This is a genomic window from Fusobacterium sp. IOR10, assembly GCF_010367435.1.
Lineage (GTDB): Bacteria > Fusobacteriota > Fusobacteriia > Fusobacteriales > Fusobacteriaceae > Fusobacterium_B.
Map to the genome: position 1 here is coordinate 23,530 of NZ_WJWY01000008.1, position 22,452 is coordinate 45,981.

The 22,452-nt window shown below is 27.7% G+C and carries 23 protein-coding genes; 8 read left to right on the forward strand and 15 right to left on the reverse strand.

Translation table 11 applies throughout. The features are described from left to right. Nucleotides 1–8: 8 nt before the first annotated feature. From GIL12_RS03335 to GIL12_RS03400, 14 genes are all read right to left on the reverse strand, one after another. Nucleotides 9–1,271, reverse strand: a complete 1,263-nt coding sequence (locus GIL12_RS03335) for a TolC family protein (RefSeq protein ID WP_163468941.1) — start codon at nt 1,269–1,271, stop codon at nt 9–11. Beyond that, nucleotides 1,165–1,983 carry a tyrosine-protein phosphatase gene (locus GIL12_RS03340; RefSeq protein ID WP_163468942.1) on the reverse strand — a complete coding sequence of 273 codons (819 nt, stop codon included), beginning with the start codon at nt 1,981–1,983 and terminating at the stop codon, nt 1,165–1,167. The genes GIL12_RS03335 and GIL12_RS03340 overlap by 107 nt, the downstream gene beginning before the upstream one ends. Next, entirely contained in the window at nt 1,980–2,807 is an 828-nt protein-coding gene (locus GIL12_RS03345; RefSeq protein ID WP_163468943.1) for a CpsD/CapB family tyrosine-protein kinase, read from the reverse strand. Before GIL12_RS03345 ends, GIL12_RS03340 begins: the two co-directional genes overlap by 4 nt. After that, nucleotides 2,807–3,622 (reverse strand): YveK family protein, encoded by an 816-nt coding sequence (locus GIL12_RS03350; protein ID WP_163468944.1) that lies wholly within the window; start codon nt 3,620–3,622, stop codon nt 2,807–2,809. Before GIL12_RS03350 ends, GIL12_RS03345 begins: the two co-directional genes overlap by 1 nt. Before the next feature lie 261 nt (nt 3,623–3,883). Further along, nucleotides 3,884–5,284 (reverse strand): hypothetical protein, encoded by a 1,401-nt coding sequence (locus GIL12_RS03355; RefSeq protein ID WP_163468945.1) that lies wholly within the window; start codon nt 5,282–5,284, stop codon nt 3,884–3,886. Nucleotides 5,285–5,557: 273 nt separating this feature from the next. After that, nucleotides 5,558–6,247, reverse strand: a complete 690-nt coding sequence (locus GIL12_RS03360; RefSeq protein WP_163468946.1) for a hypothetical protein — start codon at nt 6,245–6,247, stop codon at nt 5,558–5,560. A 134-nt stretch (nt 6,248–6,381) separates the two neighbouring features. Next, entirely contained in the window at nt 6,382–7,440 is a 1,059-nt protein-coding gene (locus GIL12_RS03365) for an O-antigen ligase (protein ID WP_163468947.1), read from the reverse strand. Next, nucleotides 7,437–8,525 (reverse strand): glycosyltransferase, encoded by a 1,089-nt coding sequence (locus GIL12_RS03370; RefSeq protein WP_163468948.1) that lies wholly within the window; start codon nt 8,523–8,525, stop codon nt 7,437–7,439. The genes GIL12_RS03365 and GIL12_RS03370 overlap by 4 nt, the downstream gene beginning before the upstream one ends. Before the next feature lie 10 nt (nt 8,526–8,535). Then, complete coding sequence (locus GIL12_RS03375) at nt 8,536–9,168, reverse strand: acyltransferase (protein WP_203522502.1); 633 nt, start codon at nt 9,166–9,168, stop codon at nt 8,536–8,538. A gap of 33 nt (nt 9,169–9,201) precedes the next feature. Beyond that, on the reverse strand, nt 9,202–10,383 hold the full coding sequence (locus GIL12_RS03380) for a glycosyltransferase family 4 protein (RefSeq protein ID WP_163468949.1): 1,182 nt from the start codon (nt 10,381–10,383) through the stop codon (nt 9,202–9,204). Nucleotides 10,384–10,471: 88 nt separating this feature from the next. Next, on the reverse strand, nt 10,472–11,338 hold the full coding sequence (locus GIL12_RS03385) for a glycosyltransferase (protein WP_163468950.1): 867 nt from the start codon (nt 11,336–11,338) through the stop codon (nt 10,472–10,474). After that, nucleotides 11,338–12,420: a glycosyltransferase family 9 protein gene (locus GIL12_RS03390; RefSeq protein ID WP_163468951.1), complete on the reverse strand. Its 1,083-nt coding sequence runs from the start codon at nt 12,418–12,420 to the stop codon at nt 11,338–11,340. Before GIL12_RS03390 ends, GIL12_RS03385 begins: the two co-directional genes overlap by 1 nt. Next, nucleotides 12,401–13,108, reverse strand: a complete 708-nt coding sequence (locus GIL12_RS03395) for a lipopolysaccharide core heptose(II) kinase RfaY (RefSeq protein ID WP_163468952.1) — start codon at nt 13,106–13,108, stop codon at nt 12,401–12,403. The genes GIL12_RS03390 and GIL12_RS03395 overlap by 20 nt, the downstream gene beginning before the upstream one ends. A gap of 16 nt (nt 13,109–13,124) precedes the next feature. After that, complete coding sequence (locus GIL12_RS03400) at nt 13,125–13,715, reverse strand: hypothetical protein (RefSeq protein ID WP_163468953.1); 591 nt, start codon at nt 13,713–13,715, stop codon at nt 13,125–13,127. Nucleotides 13,716–13,839: 124 nt separating this feature from the next. On the opposite strand from GIL12_RS03400, the gene GIL12_RS03405 reads away from it, so the two are divergent. The 4 genes from GIL12_RS03405 (at nt 13,840) to GIL12_RS03420 (ending at nt 17,612) form a co-directional block, all read left to right on the forward strand. Then, a complete protein-coding gene (locus tag GIL12_RS03405; protein ID WP_163468954.1) occupies nt 13,840–14,868 on the forward strand; it encodes a glycosyltransferase family 9 protein in 1,029 nt (342 codons plus the stop codon). Nucleotides 14,869–14,968: 100 nt separating this feature from the next. Then, entirely contained in the window at nt 14,969–15,619 is a 651-nt protein-coding gene (locus GIL12_RS03410; protein ID WP_163468955.1) for an outer membrane beta-barrel protein, read from the forward strand. Nucleotides 15,620–15,772: 153 nt separating this feature from the next. Continuing rightward, a complete protein-coding gene (locus tag GIL12_RS03415) occupies nt 15,773–16,675 on the forward strand; it encodes a class I SAM-dependent methyltransferase (RefSeq protein WP_163468956.1) in 903 nt (300 codons plus the stop codon). Beyond that, complete coding sequence (locus GIL12_RS03420) at nt 16,665–17,612, forward strand: DUF1848 domain-containing protein (RefSeq protein ID WP_163468957.1); 948 nt, start codon at nt 16,665–16,667, stop codon at nt 17,610–17,612. The genes GIL12_RS03415 and GIL12_RS03420 overlap by 11 nt, the downstream gene beginning before the upstream one ends. Here GIL12_RS03420 and GIL12_RS03425 read toward each other — a convergent pair. Then, nucleotides 17,604–18,323 carry an RIO1 family regulatory kinase/ATPase gene (locus GIL12_RS03425; RefSeq protein ID WP_163468958.1) on the reverse strand — a complete coding sequence of 240 codons (720 nt, stop codon included), beginning with the start codon at nt 18,321–18,323 and terminating at the stop codon, nt 17,604–17,606. The two genes, GIL12_RS03420 and GIL12_RS03425, sit on opposite strands and share 9 nt — an antisense overlap. Nucleotides 18,324–18,500: 177 nt before the next feature. Between GIL12_RS03425 and GIL12_RS03430 the strand changes: the two genes are divergently transcribed. The 4 genes from GIL12_RS03430 (at nt 18,501) to GIL12_RS03445 (ending at nt 22,415) form a co-directional block, all read left to right on the forward strand. Then, nucleotides 18,501–19,232 carry a DeoR/GlpR family DNA-binding transcription regulator gene (locus tag GIL12_RS03430; RefSeq protein WP_163468959.1) on the forward strand — a complete coding sequence of 244 codons (732 nt, stop codon included), beginning with the start codon at nt 18,501–18,503 and terminating at the stop codon, nt 19,230–19,232. An 11-nt stretch (nt 19,233–19,243) separates the two neighbouring features. After that, a complete protein-coding gene (gene pfkB, locus GIL12_RS03435) occupies nt 19,244–20,155 on the forward strand; it encodes a 1-phosphofructokinase (protein ID WP_163468960.1) in 912 nt (303 codons plus the stop codon). Nucleotides 20,156–20,180: 25 nt separating this feature from the next. Beyond that, nucleotides 20,181–22,022: a fructose-specific PTS transporter subunit EIIC gene (locus GIL12_RS03440; protein ID WP_163468961.1), complete on the forward strand. Its 1,842-nt coding sequence runs from the start codon at nt 20,181–20,183 to the stop codon at nt 22,020–22,022. A 120-nt stretch (nt 22,023–22,142) separates the two neighbouring features. Beyond that, entirely contained in the window at nt 22,143–22,415 is a 273-nt protein-coding gene (locus GIL12_RS03445; protein ID WP_163468962.1) for a metal-sensing transcriptional repressor, read from the forward strand. Nucleotides 22,416–22,452 lie beyond the last annotated feature (37 nt).

Here is a 22,452-nt window from a genome sequence, read left to right on the forward strand (position 1 = left end):
TACCTGCCTTATTTATATATATTTTCAAATTCCATTGTAGCAATTACTAAATTTCTAACCATTTCATAATAATCTGCCTCTGCAGTTCTATAACTATTTACAGAATTTAAATAATCAAATGTAGTGATTAGCCCGTTTTCATATCTCATATTATCTATTTTTACATTTTCCTTTAAATAGGCGACTTCTTCCTTAGAAGCTAAAGTTCTTCCATAAAGAGCTTGAACCTTTCTCTCTCTACTTTCTGTTTCTAGTTCTATACCTTTCATATTGTCTTCATACTCTAGCTTTGCCTTTTCATATGCCCATCTTTTTTGGCTCACACTATCTAGTGTTGCACCCCATGCAAATGTCCAACTAAATCCAACTTGTAAATAGAATCTATCATCTGAGTCTCTTTTTTCAAGGTAGGCATCTCCACTTGAATCGTATAATTTATCTTGATACTGGAATGTAGGTTCAATATAGAATACAGGGTACATATCTGCCTTAGCTATTTTTAGATCGTACTGTGCAATTTCCACCTTTAGTTTTTCCTTTTCCCCTAAAGTTGTCATTTCTATTTCTTTTCCATATTTTTCTTGTATGTTAGTATTTCCTTCCATGAACTCTTTTAAATTAAAGTCCATATTTGAATACTCAGTGTCAAGGGGATAGTTTAGAATTTTACTAAGTTCTCCCATGGCAAGCTTTTCTTTTCTTATATTTTCTAGCTTTAAACTTTCATTTCTCTTTATATTAGCTTCAACTTTTAAAAGCTCTGATTTAGGAATAAGTTTTCCCCCTGTGAACAAAACCTCTAATCTTCTTCTTTGACTTTCCAAGGCCTGTATTGTTAAATCAGATATTTCAACTTGTCTTTTGTAGTTTAAAGCTTCAAAATATTTAGAAACTGCCATTTCTTCCACAGCATTTTTAACTAACACTTGATCATGTTCTGCCATGCTATAGTTAGCCTTTGCCTTTTTGTATGTATTTACATTTTTTCCCCCAACAAAAATTGGAATGTACGCTGTTACTTCATTTGCTCCAAAACCATAATCTTTAACAACTTCCCAGTCCTCTTCAGCTGAAAACTTTATTGGAGGTAGCATTAAGTTCTTTAAAGCCTTGTCCTTTGATTTCCTTTGAATATTTTTTTCCAAATCTTGGATCTTAATTTCATTATTTGCTGTTCTTGCCCTTTGAATTACATCTTCCACACTTAATTCCATTGGATAACTTTTTAAAAATAAAGCAAAGAACCCCATTAAAAGACAATATTTTTTCATTCTTACTAATCTCCCCCCTGGTTTTAAAATTAATATCTTCATTCATTATTATTTTTCTTGGATTTTCCTTAGTTAATTGAATAAATCTTTCTTCTCCAACTATTTTTTTTAATTTCTTCAAATATGTTGATACTTCATAGTCTCTGCTTCCAACCCTATGGGCATCTGTTGCAACAACATTAATATATCCATTTTTCAAAAGGAATCTAACCTTTTTACTCATGTGGCTAACTGTATTAAGGTTCATTTGAAACACAACTTTTTTATCTATTAGTTCCATAAACTCTTGAAATTTTATATATGGATATCTTTCCACATGGGCAAGTACTGGTATGTACCCCTTATATAATAATGAATCTATTATTTTTATGTAAGCTTTAAACACAAGGGGAAAGGAAAATTCAACTAATATGTATCTGCTGCTATTTATAGTGTTCACATTATTTAGTGCTCTGAAAATATCCCCTTTTAGATCTAACTCGTTTCCCTTGTATAAAGTAATTGGAAGTTTTCTTTTTAGAACTTCCCCTTGTAATATTTCAAAATTTTTATTATAATTTTCATTCTCAAATTTATGAATTTTATAGTGAGTTGAACATACTATTCCACTGTATCCTAAACCTATAGCCTTTTCAATGTGTTCTATGGATTCTTCTAAGTTTCTAGCTCCATCGTCCACAGCAAACAATATATGAGAATGAATATCTATCATTTTCTTCTTCCTTTCAAATCCCCTGTAATTTGTTTTTTATATTCTTTTTTAAATCTATGCACAAGTTTTTCAAATTTAGTCATTTTCTTATGCCTATGCTCTTGGCTAGTTCTTACAGTACCATCTTCATAATACTCCTTGTAGTATGAATAATAGTTATTGTAGTATCCATAATTTCCATAGGATAAACCTGACTTATCAACTTTATTTACAACAAATCCATAAATATTTGCATGGGCATTACCTAACATTTCCCTTGCAAATTCAAGCTCTTTTTTAGCAACTTGATCGTATCCTACTACAACTACAACTCCGTCAACAAATTTAGAAAGTAAAACTGAATCTGATGCCACTGCTATTGGTGGATTATCAAGAACTATTGTATTGTAGTGTGGGCTTAAAGAATCTAGAATTTCATCTATTTTATCACTTGAAAATAGTTCTGTAACCCCATCTGTTATATGTTTAGACGGTAGTATGTCCAAATTAGGAATTACATCCTTTAATATTACATCTTCAACTGATACTTTTCCCAAAATAACTGACTCTAAACCATTTTTAAATTTTACCCCAAAGCTTTCATGGGCTCTAGGTCTTCTTATATCGCAATCAATAAGTAGTGCTTTTTTCCCTGTGGAAGCAACACTTGCTGCATAGTTAGATGATAAAAAAGATTTTCCCTCATTTGGAATAACACTGGTAAATAGAATTTTTCTTCCTACTTCCTTTTCATTTAAGAAACTTAAATTTGTTCTTAAGGTTCTAAGGGCTTCTATTATTTCTAAATCCCCTTCTCCGTTAAATAGATTCTTTCTTTTTACCATTAGTTTTCACCATCCATTTTTTCATCTTCATCTTCATCTTTTTCTTTAGCTTTCTTTTTTTCTTTCTTTTTTTCTTTCTCATCCTTTAAAACAGGAATCATACCAATCATTGGAGCTCCCAATATTTTTTCTATATCTGTTGGTTTTCTAAGCTTTTTATGTACACTTTCAACTATAAATGCAAGGGCTAGTCCAACCATTCCCCCTAGAATAACAAAGGCTGCAAGTATAATTACTCTTTTTTTAGGTAGTGGATGAGTTGGCACTTCTGCTGGCTCTACAACTTTTACATTTCTAATGTTCATAACCTCAACAACCTTGTTCATAAATTCCTTTGCAAACTCATTTGTAACTGCTGCTGCAAGTTGTGGATCACTATTTTTATAGCTTAGTTTAATTATTTCTGTGTCTGAAACTGGAGATATTGATATTGCACTTGCTAAATTTTCTGAAGTAGTTTCCAAGTCGTACTTACTAATAACTCTTTTTAATATACTTCTACTTTTTGCAACTTCTGAGTAAGTTATAACTAACTTCTGGTTAAGAGAAATGTCACTGTTGTCTAGTCCTATATTTGACATGCCACTTGAAACCATAAGTGTAGTGTCCGCCTTGTAAATTGAAGGACGTGTTGCTGAAAATACAACACCTAATATAATTATAGGTATCATTGTTAAACCAATTAACTTCCACCTTCTAATCATTATGAAAATTAAATCCATTAAATCAATTTCATCCTCATTGAAAATTTCATGATTGTATCCTTGATTATACGAATAATCATTTCCCTGTTCATTACCATATGCTTTTTTCATAAAATTCTAGCTCCCCTTTGTGTTTTATATTAATAAATTATTAATACTATATGTCCCTTTTGTCCTGATTAAAAGTCTTTCGATTCTTTCAATTATTTTATTTTATCACAATTGGCTCAATTTTAATAGCTATCTTTTAAAATGAAATATATATATTATCAATATACTCGCAATATTCATAAACATATTCAACTATAATAAAAAAAGGTAAATTAACTGCCCCTTGAAGGAGCCATTATTTACCTTTTTTTATTTATATTTTTATATTGTTATTTTAACTGAATTTATATTATTTTTATTTTGTATGTTGTTTTTATTTTTTGCATCACTTTTATTTTCATAATACTGATCTTTCAATTCAGCTAGAAAAGCACTTCCTAAACCTAACATTGCTCCAAGAATTATACTAGCTAGAATTATAATTTTAGCTTTAGAATTACTAGTCACACTAGTTGGAGATATTACTCTTACACTATTTGCAAAGTATCTATTATAGTATTCTTGATTCATTACATTGATTTTTTCTGCTATTTTATTGTATTTATATATAACATTTTCTATATCCTTTGTTATTTTTTCCTTTACCACTATATTTTCATTGCTTAACTCAGATTTTTTTAATTCTTGTTCTTGTATTTCTATTTCCAATACCTTTGTATTTATAGCTGATTTTTCATAATTTTTTAATAATTTAGTGTAATACTCGTCCTCTGTGGAAATTTTCATCCCTGTTTCACTAAGGGAAGGTATTATCATTTTTTGATTATTTGGCTTATAATTTTCTAGCATATCTTTAAGAACTTTTGTTCTTACTATAGCTTTATTTTTTTCAAGTTTTAATTCTTTAATTTTATTATCTAATACTAATTTTCTTTCATTGATATTATTTGTAATATTACTCACATTTATACTAGAACTAATATTTTTCAAATCAACTTCTTCTATACTTTTTAACATTGCAGTTATATCCTCATATGCTAATCCTACATTTTTTGATACAAAATCTTTATCAGATAATCTTTTTACCATTTTTTTTGCCACATTTATATTTGTCCCAATAATCTTTACCCTATCTGAATAATCATAGGTAGTATAGTCTTCTATTTTTATACTAGGAGCTGTTTCATTTCCCTTGTATTTATAGTTGAAATATTTTATGCACTCACTAACTAAAGAAGTTAAAATTTCTGAATCAAGATCAGTATTATTTGTAAGTTTTAGAGTAATCTTATAATCCACTGGATTATAAACAAACTTTTGCCCTTTTTTTAAAGTATTCTCAGCTAAATTTGAAATATCATTTGGAACTATCCCATTTATTTTTATAGCTGACATAAATTCTGTTAAACTTATACCCTTTTCCTTTAAAATTGGATATTCATTATATACTTTCCTAACTACAACAGTGTTCTTAATATCCCTTGTTGTAAATTGACTTCCATCTATATTCAATCCCTTTGATATTCCATCATAATTATATCCTATTATGGAATTGACACTTTTCCCATTGTAATAGTTTATGCCCCCAACTATTATACCTATAAGAGATACAATAACTGTAATACTTATTACAAGTACCTTCCTTTTAAAAATTATTCCCATTATTTCTAGAAGATCTATTTCATCATCCATATTATCTCCTAATGATTCATATTGTTGCATAATCTTGTTTCCCCCTTAAATTTTGCTCTCGTATTTTTTCACATAAGTTTAACATCATTCTAACATAATTTGCACATATTGTCGACTAAAAAATAGGGTAATATTTTAAAGGAAACTTATTTAAATCATTTAATTTTCTCATTATTGTTGACTAAAAAACAAGGTAATTTCAAAAAAATATTTGTTCCATTTCATTTTATTTTATTCATTACTTTTCTATAGCTTTTAATAAAGAAATTCCTCCAGATAAACTGAAGGAATAAATGTTTTGTATTAATACTTATAAAGACTTAAATCTCCTGTTTTTATATCTTCCCATCCTAATTCTTTTTTTACTCTTTCCACTTGGCCTTTAAAAAACTGGAAAAATTCATCTTCGTGTTCTCCTTTTAAATAATCTTTTTCTAAGGATTCTAACATTTTAATTTTTAATCTTTTGCTTAATTTTTTACCTACTTTATAGGCATCTAAATCAATTAAAGTAACATCATCTCCGTTAATTAAGCACCCACCTAAATTATAGTCTGTTGAATATATATTATTTTTACACATTAAAATAAAATAATCAAAAAACTTCACAAAATATTTTTTATATTTTTTAAATTCTTTTTCATATTCTGCTAAACTTTTTCCGGCATAAGGTGTTACCACTATATATTTTCTATGAAAAAAAGTCTCTCTTTTTTCCATAGTTAAAATATCTTTTACAACATTTATATTTATTCTTTCTAAATTTTTAGCTATTTTTTTATAATGTGTACATGGATCATCTCTTAATCCTAAAATAATTAACTTTTTAGGCTTTCTATAGGGAATATATTTTTTTATATATAAAGTCGCCTCTTCCCCATTTATATTTACTTTTTCTCTAAATATTACTTTCCTATTTTTATAATTCTTAACAAGGTCATAATCTTCTTTTATTTCATCTTCAAAATATTTACTAACAACATCCTTTAACAAAATGTTCCTCCTTTTTCAATATTAAATTTTCTATTTATTATCTAGTAGACCTATTGTGAGTATTGTAAACAATAATTCATAAACTTTCTCAAAATAAAATACAGGTTCTGCTAGTCCATATAATAACATATATATTAATATCCCCATAGTAATAATATTTTTTTATCTCTATCTTTAAAATATTTTTTTAATAATTTAATAAATATAAATGCTATAAAAATTATGTATGCTAATAAATTTAATATTCCTTGGGTAGCAAAAGTTTCAATATATATATTGTGAAAACTAGATACCTTTTCAACCTTTGTTTCGATCAAATTTTTTCTATTATATTCTTTAAATCCTACCCCTGTCAATGGATTTTTTAAACCTAACTGTATTCCCTCTTTAAAAATTTCATATCTTGCATCTTTTTTTATTTTCTCAACACTTGAAATTGTTGAAAGCCTCTTAAATCCACTAATATGACTACTATATTTTACTAATCCAAAAGCTAAAGCCAAAACTAAAGAAAAATACAGCAATCCTTTTTTACCATATTTAATAATTAAAAGTACCCCTATAGTAAGAGGAATCATAAGCATTGCATTTCTAGATTTGGTAAAATAAACTAATACTAAAGTTATAACAGTGTATAAAGTATAACCTAATTTTAAATACCACTTTTTGTAAATAAATATAGAGATTAACCCTATAAAAAAATATATCCCTATTTCCCCAGCGTATATTGTTGTATAAGTTTTCCCTGAAATTCTATAATATGATAATTTTGAAGAATGTAAATATATATCCTGAAGTCCCCTATACAGACTTCCTAAGGAAAAAAAACTAATTAATGGAATAATATACTTAAAATATTTTTCTTTAATTTCCAAGTTTATTCCTAATAGTAAAAAGATCACTGAATATAACCCCATTCCCAAATACGATGTTATTCTATCTAAAGTTATCTCATTTAAGGAAAAACTCCACGTTAACAAAGAAAAATATAATAGTCCTGAAATATATAGTCCTTTATTTTCAATAATTTTTCTTCCCTTATCCTTATAAATAAAAAAAAGAGAGATTACCATCAAAGCTAGTGCAAAAATAAATTTAGTATCTCCCCCTCTTCTCATTAGAAAAAATATATACAAAAATCCACTTATCAATGTTAGTTTTTCTAAACTAATTTTTTCTTTTATTTTTATCATCTTATTGTCCTCTCTATTTCTTTTATTATTATTTTTCCCTCAAACCTTTCTAAAGATTTTTTTATTTTTTCATTGTCATAATTTTTTTTAGTAATTAAATATAATTTTTCCAATAATTTTTCCTTATTTCCCACTGGAAAAAGTTCTCCAACATCTCCATTTAATAATATTTCCCTAGGACCATATTCACAGTTAGATGAAATTACTTTTGTCCCAGCATAAAGAGCTTCAACTAGCACAAGACCAAAGCCTTCTCCTTTGCTAGATAAAATAAAAGCTTTAGCATTTTTCATATATTTAAAGGGATTCTTCTTTTCTCCTAAAAATATAACCCTTTGGGAAAGTTCCAATTTCATTACTAATTCTTCTAAACTTTTTTTATCCTTCCCATCCCCTATTATGTATAATTTTTCATCACCTTTATATTCACTATAACTTTTTATTAAAGTAGTTACATCCTTTTGACTTTCATCTAGTCTACAAACTGTTAGAAAATATTTCTCTTTTTTAAATTGTTCTTCAACTTCTTCTTTTAAAAATCTATCTAGTTTATTAAAATCAAACATATTATAGATCATAAATAATTCTTTGTTTTCCATCTCTTTCTTTACGGAAATTTCCTCATACATTGAATTTGTTATAACTATTACTTTATTATAATGGTTAATTTTTTTATCAATTTTTTTTCTCAAAACTAAATCCTTATAATTTGAATGAAGCCATACAATTTTTGATTTGTTTTTTTCTGTCTTTATATATTTGTAAAAATCTCCATCTAAAAAATCAATAACTGTATCCACTTCCTTTGAAAAAAGCTTATATCTTTTTCTTTTTAAAAGGGAAGATTTAAAAGTATTTATTAAATTTTTATTTAACTTGAAATTATCCTTTTCCTCTTTAGTTAATAGATAATGATAGGTTACCATATCTTTAATCTCATTAAAAAAATAACTGTCACTTTTTAATGTAGTTAATAAATATATCTTGTATTTTTTAGTTTTGTGTAAAGATTTAATTATATCAACAAATAATTTTTCTGCTCCGCCCATTTCTAAAGAATCTATACAAAATCCTATATTTTTCATATACTCTCCTTTATTTTTCAATTACAGAATCTCTGTTCCAATATATGCCTTTCCTTATCACTTTTGCTGGGCTACCAACTCCTATAGAATTTTCTTCTATTTCACCACTTACAATACTACTTGTTCCAATTACTGAATTTTTTCTTATTATGCTTCCTTTTAAAACCATTGTTCTTGAAGCTATCCAAACATGATCTTCTATTAAAATTTCATTTCCAAAATTTATTCTTTTACTTGTCTTTCTATCAAATATTTTATGAGAATCTGTATTTCTTATTTCCACATCATAAGAAATCATACAATCTTTCCCTATAATTATATCATATGGTTCCAAAGATACAATTTGTGTTTTAGCACATCCTGTTTTATCTCCTATATCTATAATGCTATTGTTATTATCCATAATAATTGTTAAATTATTTAAATTACAATTTTCTCCTATTATAACCTTATTATTTTTCCCATTAATCCAAATATTACTTTTATTTATTCTTGCTCCTTTTTTTAAAATTAATTGGTTATTTTCCCCTGAAATTTTGGCTTTTGTTCTTTTTATAACTCCCCTATCATCTATAATGTTTTTACCTTTTATTTTTACAAAGCTACTATTTAATAAATATTTCCATTGAATCTTATATTTCATTTTGAGACTCCTTTGATTCTCTTATTTTAATTTCTATATTTTATTTAATCTTTTTATTAGCTTAGAATATTTAAAATTTTCTTTATAATCATTTATATTATATTCATAATAATTTAACTGAATTTTATTATTAATTATATTTATTAATTTTTCTTCTAAGCTTTTTTCAGAACAGGCATCAAAAATTTCTCCAATACTTTCATTGTCTGTTATATCATTAGCAGCACAAGTATTTGATGTTAATATATAGCAATTAAAAGCCATAGCCTCAACCATAACTATTCCAAAGCTTTCCCATCTAGAGGGTAAAACAAATACTTTAGCTCTATTGTAATATTCATATAGTTTTTTCTTATCTAAAATAGCCCCAGTAAATATAACATTATCCTTTTTCTGAGGATTTTTTTTATAAAATTCTTCTATTTTCCCCTTAAAAGCATCTTCAATTGGTCCAACCAAATAAAATTTCCAATCTTTTAACTCTATATTTTCCAATACATTTAATAATAATTCAGTATTCTTCTCATTTGTTCCTAATCTTCCAACAGTTAAAAATATATTTTCCTTTTCTTTATAAGGTTTTACATTAAATTCTTTTTCTATATATACATCATCATACCCATTTGGAAGATACATGGTTTTTCCCTTTGTGGAAACTCCTGCATAGGAATCCTTCATATATTCAAATGCTTCTTTACTTTCATAACTGATTAAATTAGTTAATTCAACTAATTTTTTTCTTTTATTATATTCTGTTATTTGTCTCTTTTTCCTAAAATAAGATTTTAAACTACTAACCTTCATTTTTGTTTCATATACTTCATTTATATATATATCCAAATTAAAATCTCCTTTAACATAAATTTTTCCATTTGGATTAAATTTTTTGTAAAAAAAAGCATTCCAATAACTACATTTAGTTACATGAAATAGCATTAATACATCTATTTTTTTAGCATTTTTGAAAATATAAAAATAAAGAGGTGCTCTTTTAAAAAATATTACCCAAGGAGCAAAATTTTTTATTTTCTTAAACCATCTTTTTACTTTTACTATTTTTACTCCTCTAATTTCATCTGGAAGATCATTTTTTAAATTACAAGTTACAATTTCAGATTCCCAATTTAAAATTTCCTTTGCATAAATAGGAATCATTCCGTTATCTTTACCTATCCAGGAATATTCAAATTCTTCACATATATGCACAAACTTCATAAATGTTCCCCCTTCCCTAAACACTTCTTCTAAAAATCTTTCTAATGAGTATTTTTCTATAAAACTTCCTAACTATCTATGTTATACCTTAACGAACTCTTTTTAATATGTTAATTATTATATTGTCCTTATCTATACTATTAGTATAACCATATTTACAATAAAAATCTTTGTATTTAAAAATTTCTTTTTTCCTTTTATAATAGTACTCTTCATTTAAACTTTTTTTCTTTGTACTGTCCATATTATGATATAAATGTAATTGTATTAATTTAGTTTTAAATTCTCTTCCTATAACATTGACCATAGTTAACCTATTTCCAAAATCATCATCCTCATAACCCCAACCTTGATATTGTTCATCATATCCATTAACTTTTATATAATCTTCTTTATATATACAATAACTCATTCCTGCAAGTCTTATACCTCTTTTAGACAAATAAAATCTTTTTAAACGTCTGCTTTGTCTATCTTTTTTATACATCCATTCCATATCTGAAAGATATTTTCTATCTACAATATTTTCTATAGCTTTATATTTTATTTTTAAATCTATAGTTTCTAATATTTTCTCTTTTTCCTCTCTTGTTGTATTATGAGCACGCCCCAATAAAAATTCCCCATGTTTAGCTTCGTTTATCATTTTTTCAACATAATCCTCTGGGAATATTAAATCTTGATCACAAAATATTAATAAATCTCCTTTTGAATTTTTTACAGCATTATTTAAAGCTCTTGTTTTTCTAAAACCTTTATCTACTTGTATGATATGTTTAATTTCAAATTTAGCATACTTTATTAAATCTCCTATATAATCTGTTACTTTTTCACTAGAACCATCATCTGTTATAATTAGCTCTGTTGGAGTTACTGTTTGATTTAATAAACAAATAAATCCAGCTCTTAAGTGTTCTAGTCTATTATAAACTGGTATTATTACACTTACTTTCACTATTTCACCCCTTTAACAATTTCATCTATATTAACTTTATTTATGTCTATTTCTTGACCAGGTTTTATATCTTCTTCCACAAATATGATCTTCGCTTTTTTAGAATTAGGACCCCAAAGAATGGAGTTTTTATCTTCCTTATTTTTCCTGTAAATCCCTAGTATATCTTTATCATAGGTTACAGCTATATGAACTATAGAAGTATCTGGAGTTACAACTAATTTTGAATTTTTTATGACACTTGCTACTTCTAATATCCCATTTAATTTAGGAACTAGCACTCTTTTTCCAAGTGTTTCTTTTATTTTTTCTAATTCTGCCCTGTGATCAATTGTCCCAATTAAAACTAGCTTTTCTTTCCTTTTTTCTAGTAAAACTTTACTAATTTCAAGGGATTTTTCAACATTGAAACTCCTATGTTTACTAGCTGCATAGGGATTAAAAACAATATAGTCTTCTTGTATATTATTTACCGCTTTTCTTTCTTCCTCTGTTAAAAAAATATCATAGGATAAATTTACAGTTTCTATTCCTAGTTTTTTTAATATATCATCATACAATTTTGTAATATGATAATTGTAATCAATTTTATCTATGGATATATTAAATAAATTCCAATCTTTTTTGTTAATTCCCATATTAAATTTAGCTTCACATAAATTTACAAACATCATTTGATTAATTTTTAATATCTCAGAAAAATCTATTAGTAAATCATATTTTTCTTTGGAAATTCTAGCTCCTAATTTTTTAATATCTTTTCTTTTTTTAGAATATATATATAGTTTATCTATATTTTTATTATATCTTATTATGTCAGTTGCTCCTCCTCTAGAAACAACTCCTATTTTAACATGAGGATACTTTTTCTTTATTTCTCTAAATAATAGTGTATTTATAACCATATCTCCTATTTTCCCGTCGTACCTTAAAAATAGAATTGATTGTATATTTTCTTTCTCTATTATATTATTTTCTAATTTTCTTTTATTAGTTTTCTTTTTGTCCCAAATACGTTTTCCCAAAGCAAGTCTTTTTGGTCTCATATAGTCTTGAAATTTTCTATTTAATTCCCTGAACATTTTTTTCTCCACCATTCCTTATACTTTTTATATATCTCGCTAATTTATACCAAATATCCCTTTTATACCAGTTCTCTCTTCCTAAGGTTCCATAGGTGCTATACTCTAAGGTTAATTTGTCGTAGTTACTTCTATATTCACCAAAATAATAATGCTTACACTGACTATCAATTAATTTAACTCCATTATCTGTATTTATAATATTAGCTGGATTAAAATCTCCATGATAAACTTTTTTATTGTGTAATCTCTTTCCTAATTTAATCCATTCTTCAATTTCTTCTCTTCTGTATCCTTTTCTTTTCTTTTCTTGAAAATATTCAGTTACAAAATATGATTCAACTATCATTCCACACTTTCTTCTTACAACTGCTAAATATGGAGCTGCAAAGAAATCTAATCCTTCACCAATCAATCTATTTGTATTTACAAGTGTTGACAGGGCTTCACCTTTTTTAAACAAAGTCATGATTTTTCTTTGAATTTTTATATGTTCATTTCTCGGAGATTTTAAAATATAATAATTTCCATTATATTTTATTTTGGCAACATAGTTTCTATCAGTTACCTTTATTTCCTCAATTATTTCTATATTATTGTCAATTATGTTTTCCCCTAATTTTTTAAAATTTTCATTATAAAAGAATAAATTATATTCTTTATATTTGTCTTCTAGCAATTTTTCCATTTTTTCTCCTAGTTATCTAATTATCAAGTATCTCCTTTAATATATCATTGTGAGTAATATTTATTTTTTCTAAACACTCTTTTGGTATTGTTTTTATTTTAGACTGCATTTTTTTCAACATTTTCTTCTTTCTAAAGTTAAATAAACAATCCTTTCTATAATCTTCCAAATCCAAAGCATAGATTTCCCCATCAAACATAAAAAAATTATTGCAAGTATAGTCTGCAAAATAGATTCTATTATCAATTAATTTTTTTATTAAATTAATATATTTCCCCAAACACATTTTTGCTTTTTTAGTATTTGATTCTTTTAAAACTTCTGCTAAAGGTTTCCCTGGAAGAGCTTGAGTAGTTACTTCATATTTGTTAAAATCAGTTATATTTACTGTTTTAATACCTACAGTATTCAAAACATCTGAAATATATTTGAAATTATGCCCTGGATACCTTCCCATTTTAAAAAACCACTTTATTCGTTTGGAAAATTTAGGGTAAAAACATTTCTTATATTTTTTATTTTTTGGATTATAAATAACTTTAGATCTTTTATCATTTTTTACAACTTCATAATCTTTTTCATTATCTATCTTTAAATCTTTTTCCATCTAAACCCTCCACTTTGTTAAATATAATTATACATTACAATTATATCATAATTTGTACACAAATATAATTTTTTATGCTAAAATTATATGAGATTTATTAAAAGAATATTCTTAGGAGAACAATATGAAAATTTTAGTAATTAGGTTTAAGCAAATAGGAGACTCTATCTTAGCATCAGCACTGTGTAACTCACTCAAGGAAACATTTCCAGATTCTAAAATAGACTATGTTTTATATGAACATGTATCCCCTGTATTTGAGAATCATAAAAGCATTGATAAAGTTATAACCATTAGTAAAAAAGAACAAAAAAATCCCTTCCTATATTTAATGAAGGTTTTCAAAGTAACAAGAAAAAAATATGATATTGTAATTGATATTATGTCTACTCCAAAAAGTGAATTTTTCACTCTCTTTTCCCTTGGGGCAAAATATAGAATAGGAAGGGCAAAAAAATATAGAGGTTATACTTACACTGATAAAATAGAAGAACCAAATAATTCAAAGGATAAGGTGGATAAATTTTTGAAAATGTTAAAACCCCTTGAAAGAGAATACAAGGTTAAATACAATTACAACTATACAATTAATATAAAAAATGAAGAAAAAGTATATATGAAGAAAAAAATGATAACTGCTGGTATTGACTTTTCCAAACCTATTTTTGCCTGTGCAATTAACTCAAGAGTTCCTAGAAAAGTCTACCCCATAGAAAATATGATGCAAGTAATAAAAACCTTACTTGACAAACTAAATATCCAAATCATATTTTATTATTCCCCTGATGAAAAGGATTTTGCCAAAAAAGTCCATGAACAATTAGGTAATGACACAAGAATCTTTTCAAACATTGAAACTTCTTCCATAAGAGAACTTGCAATGTTACTTTCAAATTGTAATATGTTTTTTGGAAATGAAGGGGGCCCTAGACATTTGGCACAGGCTCTAGATATTCCTAGTTTTGCTGTTTTTTCCCCAGAATCAGATAAAAAAGAATGGTTGGCAAATGAAAATCCTAGACATCAAGGAGTTGAGCCTAAGGAATTTAACATAACTAAAGGTATGACAAGAGATGAAATATATCATCTAATCACCCCTGAATTCATTCTTTCCAAAGTGATTGAAATATATAATAAATATGTGAAAATTTAATAATAAAAATTTATTCATTTACCACTTGTTTTTTGGTCAAAAAAGATGTATAACGTTAGTAAGAGGTTTTATTTAAATATTCTATTAAGGAGGTATATTTATGAAAAAAACAATACTCTTATTAGCAGCATTAACAGTAGCTTCAGCGTCATATGCTAAGGAAATTATGCCCGTGGCAGAAATGCCTACAGAAACAATGGCAGTTGCCCAAAGCGATATGTATTTAAATGTTAGAGTTGGCGGAGATATAATGGCCAAATATGATAAAGTTTATCAAGGTTATTTTGATGACAGTACAGATGGATTTGGTGGAGAAGTAGCACTGGAAGGATACAAAATGTTAAATGATAACGTTGATGTAGGTTTAGGTTTAGCCTATCAATTCCATGCAGATAGAGATAGTAAAAATGGAGTGGATGGTGTAGAATATGATTCAGTACCTTTATATTTAACAGCTAAATATAACTTTATCACTGATTCTAATATCAAACCATATTTAAAAGCTAACTTAGGTTATTCTTTTAACTTTAACGCTTCAGATGCTAAATCATCTTCTATAGGTAGCACAGGTACAAGTGTAGACGACGGTTTATACTGGGCTGCAGGTGCAGGAATGGAATATAACAACTTTACAGTTGATTTAATGTACGCTGTAAATAAAGCTGAATCATCAGCAGATAGTTACTCAGTTAAATCAGATAATGATTATGACAGAGTAGTACTTTCAGTAGGTTATTTATTTGATCTTTAATCTGTAGTTTAAATTCAAGGGGAAGTGTCAAGGCACTTCTCTTTTTTATATTCTATTAACTACATTTACACTAACTATATAAAAAATAAAATTTCTTAACTTTTAATTTTCGTGGTATAATGAAAATGGACACTTTTTATTTATGGAGGATATATGATTGTATTTGCAATGGAAAAATTGAAAGAAATTTTCTTTGATTTTTTAGATAATTTAGAAGAAAAAGAATATTTATGCGAATTGAAGAATTTTGGGTTCAAGGGAGAAGTGTTGCCTGATTACCAAAATAAATTTATTCAACAATATTATCTTTTAAAATATTTTCCAGCTTACTTAACTGAATACTATTTCCTCTACAATGAAATTATTAAAAGAAATTTTCTCAAAGATAATTACAATATACTTTCAATTGGTTGCGGATGTGGAATAGATTTTTGGGGAATGAAGTTGGCTAATGAAAAATCAAGTAAAAATTTAAATATAAAATACACAGGGGTAGATATAATTAACTGGTCTTACTGGGATAATTATAACCATGATGCTAAAGTTATTACAAAGGATATACTATCCTTTGATTTAAATAACAATGACTATAATATTATTATTTTCCCAAAATCAATTGGGGAATTTAATGATGAGGAATTTGAAAGGCTAAAGGATTCCTTTAGAAAAAGTACTTTTAAAAGTGATAAATTAACAATTGTGCTTTCCCTTAGAAAGGCTAGAAACACAAGGGATGCTAGAAGGGGAATAGAAATTTTTAATATTATACAAAATGAACTAGGATATATAGCTAAAGATCCCCTTAAGGAATGCTATTCCTTTGAGAAGAAAAGAAATGGTTTTCCCTATAGAATAGAGGATATATTACCTGAATTTGGTTATCCTAGTAGTTTATCTGATTTTTTAAGTGATTACTATTTGGATTTTTTAGAGGACAATCCTTGTCCCTTTAAAAAGTTTTGTGAAGAAAATGTATTCTCTAGAAAACCTGTTAAAACAATGTCTCAAGTATGTTTTAATATTGTTAACTTTGAAAGGAGACAACATGATTGTTAGTGTTAGTAGAAGAACAGATATACCTGCATTTTATAGTGACTGGTTTTTTAATAGATTACATGAGGGTTTTGTTGATGTTCCTAATCCATTTAACAACAAACAAATTAGTAGGATACACTTATCTCCTAATACTGTTGATTGTTTTGTGTTTTGGACTAAGGATGCATCTCCCATGTTAAATAGATTAGATGAACTAAAGGGGTATAACTATTATTTTCAGTATACTATCACCCCTTATGGGAAGGATGTTGAACCTGGAATCTTAAATAAAAAGAAAGTGCTTGATACCTTTAAAGAATTATCTAAAGCAATTGGAAAAAACAAGGTTATCTTAAGATACGATCCTATATTTTTTAATAAAAAATACACTTTTAACTATCATGTTAGGGCCTTTGAAAATCTTTGTAAAAAACTACAAGGTTACACTGAAAAATGTGTAATTAGTTTCATTGATCTCTACAAAAAAACTGAAAGAAACACTAGAAATTTACATATAACAAAGTTAGAAGATAAGGATGTTGAAAATATTTCCCTGGAATTTTCTAAAATAGGCGAAAGGTATGGAATAGTTATTGAAACTTGTTCTGAAAAATATAGTTTAGAAAAATATGGAATTAATCATGGGAAATGTATTGATGACAAGCTAATTTCTCAAATTTTAGGATTTGAAATAGATATAGAAAAGGATCCTAATCAAAGGGAAGAATGTGGATGTGTTAAAAGTATTGACATTGGAGAATACAACACATGCAATCATCACTGTCTCTACTGTTATGCTAATTTTAATTATGAACAAGTTCAAAAGAAATCTAAACTTCATAATCCTCTCTCTTCCCTTTTAACTGGTGAGCTAGAAGATGATATGAAGATAACTGTGAGGGAAATGCCTAAATTAAAGCAGTTAATAGAAAAGATAAAACAGCACTCTCTATTTTAAGAGAGTACTGTTTTTTATTTTTCTCATAAGTTTTTGTAAAGGGTAGCCCTTTAATATCCATAATTTTCTTATTTTATTAAATTTTTCTAGGAATTTTCTTCTTCCCTCATCTAATTCTTCCCTGCATTTCTTGTCCCAAGCCTTACATACACCTGATAGATCTGAATCTAACAATATTTTTCTTAAAGATTTAGGTAGGGATTTTACACTAATTGCTGACTGGAAATCTATTATATATGGGTAACCATCCTTTCCCATAATAATATTCCCTAAATTTCTCAAATCCAAATGTACTATATTTTTATCTTGCATTCTTTTTACATTTTTTTCTAAGGTTATAAAAAATTCCTTGTCTAACACCTTTCCATGTATTCCCTTAAGTGGCTTTCCTTCTATGTAGTTAAAGGCAAAGGCATAGGGAGATATTCTTTTTACTCCCCCTGGAACTGATTTATTATCCCTTAGTTTAAGCATTTTACTAACTTCATTTTTTATAAATAATTTCCCAAAAGTATTTTTTATTAACCATGGGGACTCTGAAAAATCCTTTATAGTTAAATCCTTTTGAAAATCTCTATATCTAAACACTGTGGCATTTCCTATTCTTCCACAATTTAAAATTTCAATTTTATTTTCTGAAACTCTACCATACTTTTCTTCTAACACTTTTAATACATTTAACTTCTCTCTTTTTAAATCCTTTTCTAACATAATTATCCTCTCCAAATAAATTCTCTGACCCGACGGTCATAATATCCCCTAGAATATTATAACATATTTTTACAGAAAAAGGAGATTCTTTTTATTTTTTGAAGGAAAATGATTATTTTTGATTGATTTTTATTTTTTATTATGCTATTATTAAATTATAATAAGGAGGGATAATACATGTTAGCAGTTGAAAGGTATAATCTTATTTTGAAACTTATAGAGGAAAAACAAAACATAAAAGTTGGCGAAATAGTCACTAAGCTTAAAATATCTGAAGCTACTGCTAGAAGAGACCTAAGTTTTCTAGAAGACAAGGGGAAAATCAAAAGAATCCATGGGGGAGCAGTTTTAGTTGAAACTAAAGAGGAAGATATTGCATATAAAAAATTAGTCTTTAATAAAGAAAAAGATATAATTGCTAAAAAATCAGTCAAATTCCTTCAAGAAGGGGATACAATCTTTTTAGATGCAGGTACAACTACCTTTTCTTTAATTAAATATTTGAAAAACATTAAGAATATTAAAATAGTTACAAATGGATATTCCCATATAAATGAACTTGCTTCTATTAATAAGGAAGTTTATCTTCTTGGGGGAAAGCTTAAGAAAAAAACAGGTGCTCTAGTTGGAGCCTCTGCAATGAACGCCCTTAAATATTATAACTTTGATGTTGTATTCATAGGGGCAAATGGTGTTAATAGTGAAGGTTATTCAACTCCTGACGAAGAGGAAGTACTAGTTAAATCAGAGGCTATTAGAAGGGGAAAAAAAGTATTCTTCCTCTGTGATCACACTAAATTTAAAAAGAAAAGTTTTTTCAATTTTGCCTCTTTAAATGATGGAACACTAATTTCTGATTGTGAAATACCAAAAAACATAAAAAATGCATTGGATAATTTGAAAAAATAATGGAGGTAATTATGATTTATACAGTTACATTGAATCCAGCTATAGATTATTATATAGAAATGGAAAATTTCATACAAGGGGACCTAAATCATTTGAAAAATGGTTACACTCTTCCTGGGGGAAAGGGAATAAATGTATCAAAGGTTTTAAAAAACTTTAAAGTTCCTAGCACTGCCCTTGGTTTTGTTGGAGGGTTTACTGGGGAATACATTAAAAAAAATGTATTTGAATATGGAATAGATGAAAAATTTATAAATATACAAGGTAATACTAGAATAAATATTAAAATGAAAACAAAGGACAAGGAAAGTGAAATTGCTGGAGTGTCACCTAACATATCAAAAATTGAATACGGGGATTTTTTAAAGACAATTAAATTTATAGGGGAAAATGATGTGCTAGTTTTATCTGGTAGTGTTCCCTCTTCCCTTAACAAAGATATTTACAAGAAAATAATTGATATTTTACCTGAAAATGTACAAGTTATACTAGACACTAGGGGAGAACCTCTACACTTAGCAATTGGTAAAAAAGTTTTCCTTGTTAAACCTAATAGGGATGAAATTGAAGAATTCTTCCAAGAAAAATATAACACTGAAGAAGAATTAATTGAAGCTGGTAAAAAACTAAGAGAACTTGGAGCTGCAAATGTAATAATTTCCCTTGGGAAAAATGGTTCCATATTAATTTCACAGGAAGGGGTATTTAGGGGAAATGTACCTGCTGGCTCATTAATTAGCTCTGTTGGAGCTGGGGATTCTATGGTTTCTGGATTCTTATATGGTCTTCATTTAAATAAAAGCATAGTTGAAACATATAAATATGCAATTGCATCTGGAAGTTCCACAGCCTTTTCCAAAGGACTTACTACCTTTGAAAATATGAATAATTTATTAAATGATATAGAAGTTACAAAAATTTAATGTAAATACAACTAGGAGGTATAAAATGTTAAAATCTATGATTACAAAGGAATGTATCAGCTTAAATCTTACTGCTAAAAGCAAAAATGATGTTATTGATGAACTAGTTAATATGCTTTTTGAAAATGGAAAATTGAACGACCCTAAAGAATACAAAGCACAAATACTTAAAAGAGAAGAGGAAAGTTCAACTGGTTTAGAAGAGGGAATAGCTATTCCCCATGCTAAAACTGCTGCAGTTAAAGTTCCCACAGTTGCAATTGGTATTTCAAAGGATGGTGTTGACTTTAATTCCCTTGATGGTGAGCCTTCAAAATTATTCTTTATGATAGCAGCCCCTGCCAATGCTAAGGATTCTCATATAGAAGTTCTTTCACAACTTTCAACTTCATTGCTAGATGATGATATTAGAGAAGGGGTATTAAATGCCAAATCAAAGGAAGAAATTATTAATATTCTTCTTAAAAGTGAAGATAATAAAGAAGTAATAGATGAGGGAAATAATTTTGATGTTTTAGCAGTTACTGCTTGCCCTACAGGTATTGCCCATACTTACATGGCTGCTGATGCTTTGAGAAAAAAAGCTAGTGAACTTGGAGTTAAGATAAAGGTTGAAACAAATGGTTCAACTGGTGTTAAAAATAAACTTACTGATGAAGATATTAAAAATGCCAAGGGAATAGTTGTTGCAGCTGATACAAATATTGAAATGGCTAGATTTAATGGAAAACATGTGGTTATTGTACCTGTTACAGAGGGTATCAAAAATCCTGAAAAATTAATTACTGAGGCTACAAATAACGTGGCTCCAATATACACAGCTGATGATAAAGAAATAGCTGCAGCTGGAAAAAAAGAAAAAACAGGATTCTATAAACATTTAATGTCAGGTGTTTCTAATATGTTACCCTTTGTTGTTGGTGGAGGTATATTAATTGCCATTTCATTTATGTTTGGAATAAAGGCCTTTGATCCTAATGATGCTACTTTTAATCCAATTGCTAAATTACTTATGGATATTGGTGGAGGAAATGCCTTCTTCCTAATGATTCCTGTTCTAGCTGGATTTATTGGATTTAGTATTGCAGATAGACCTGGTTTTGCCCCTGCAATGGTTGCTGGACTTATTTCTGCTAACAATGGTGCTGGTTTCCTAGGTGCATTAATTGGTGGTTTCATTGGTGGTTATTCTATAATTTTACTAAAAAAAGTTTTTGGTAAATTACCTGAAAGTTTAGAAGGAATAAAACCAGTTTTACTTTATCCTCTATTTGGTATATTTATCACAGGAACTATTATGTATACAGTAATCCTTGGCCCTGTAGCTGCTCTTAACAATGGAATGACTTCAATGCTTCAAAATATGGGAACTGGAAACTTAGTTCTACTAGGTGTTGTTCTTGCTGGAATGATGGCTGTTGACATGGGTGGACCTGTTAACAAGGCTGCCTTTACATTTGGTATTGCTATGATCTCTGCTGGTAACTACTATCCTCATGCTGCTGTTATGGCTGGTGGAATGGTCCCTCCTTTGGGAATTGCAATTGCCACTACTGTATTTAAAAATAAATTTACCAAGGAAGAAAAAGACGCTGGTAAAACTTGTTATATTATGGGAGCTTCATTTATAACAGAAGGTGCTATACCTTTTGCTGCATCTGACCCTGCTAGAGTTATTCCTTCTTGTATCATTGGTTCTGCAATTGCAGGGGGAATATCAATGTTTGGAAAGGTTCAACTTCCTGCACCTCATGGGGGAATCTTTGTTATACCAGTTATGACTAATCCTATTATGTACATTGTTGCTGTACTTGTTGGATCATTTATAACAGCTGCTTTAATTGGATTCTTAAAACCTGTTAAATAAAATATACTCACATAGAAAAGCTCCTGGAATCAGGAGCTTTTCTTTTATTTCCCTTGACAATTTATTTTATAATTGGTATGATTTTTATATACCTATACAGGTATATAAGGGGGTAGAACTATGAATAAATGTATGGATCACGACAAGTTACATAATAGACTTAAAAAAATTATTGGGCAAATTAATGCTATAGACAGAATGGTTGAGGAAGATATACCTTGTGAAAACATTCTGATGCAAATTAACGCTGCTAAAAGTGCTCTGCACAAAGCAGGACAAGTTATTTTAGAAGGACATTTAAAACACTGTGTTAGAGAAGGTATTGAAAATGGAGACGCTGATAAAACAATTGAAAACTTTGCAAAATCAATAGAATATTTCTCAAGATTTTAAAAAAAATGGTACAGCTATTAACTGTACCATTTCTTAT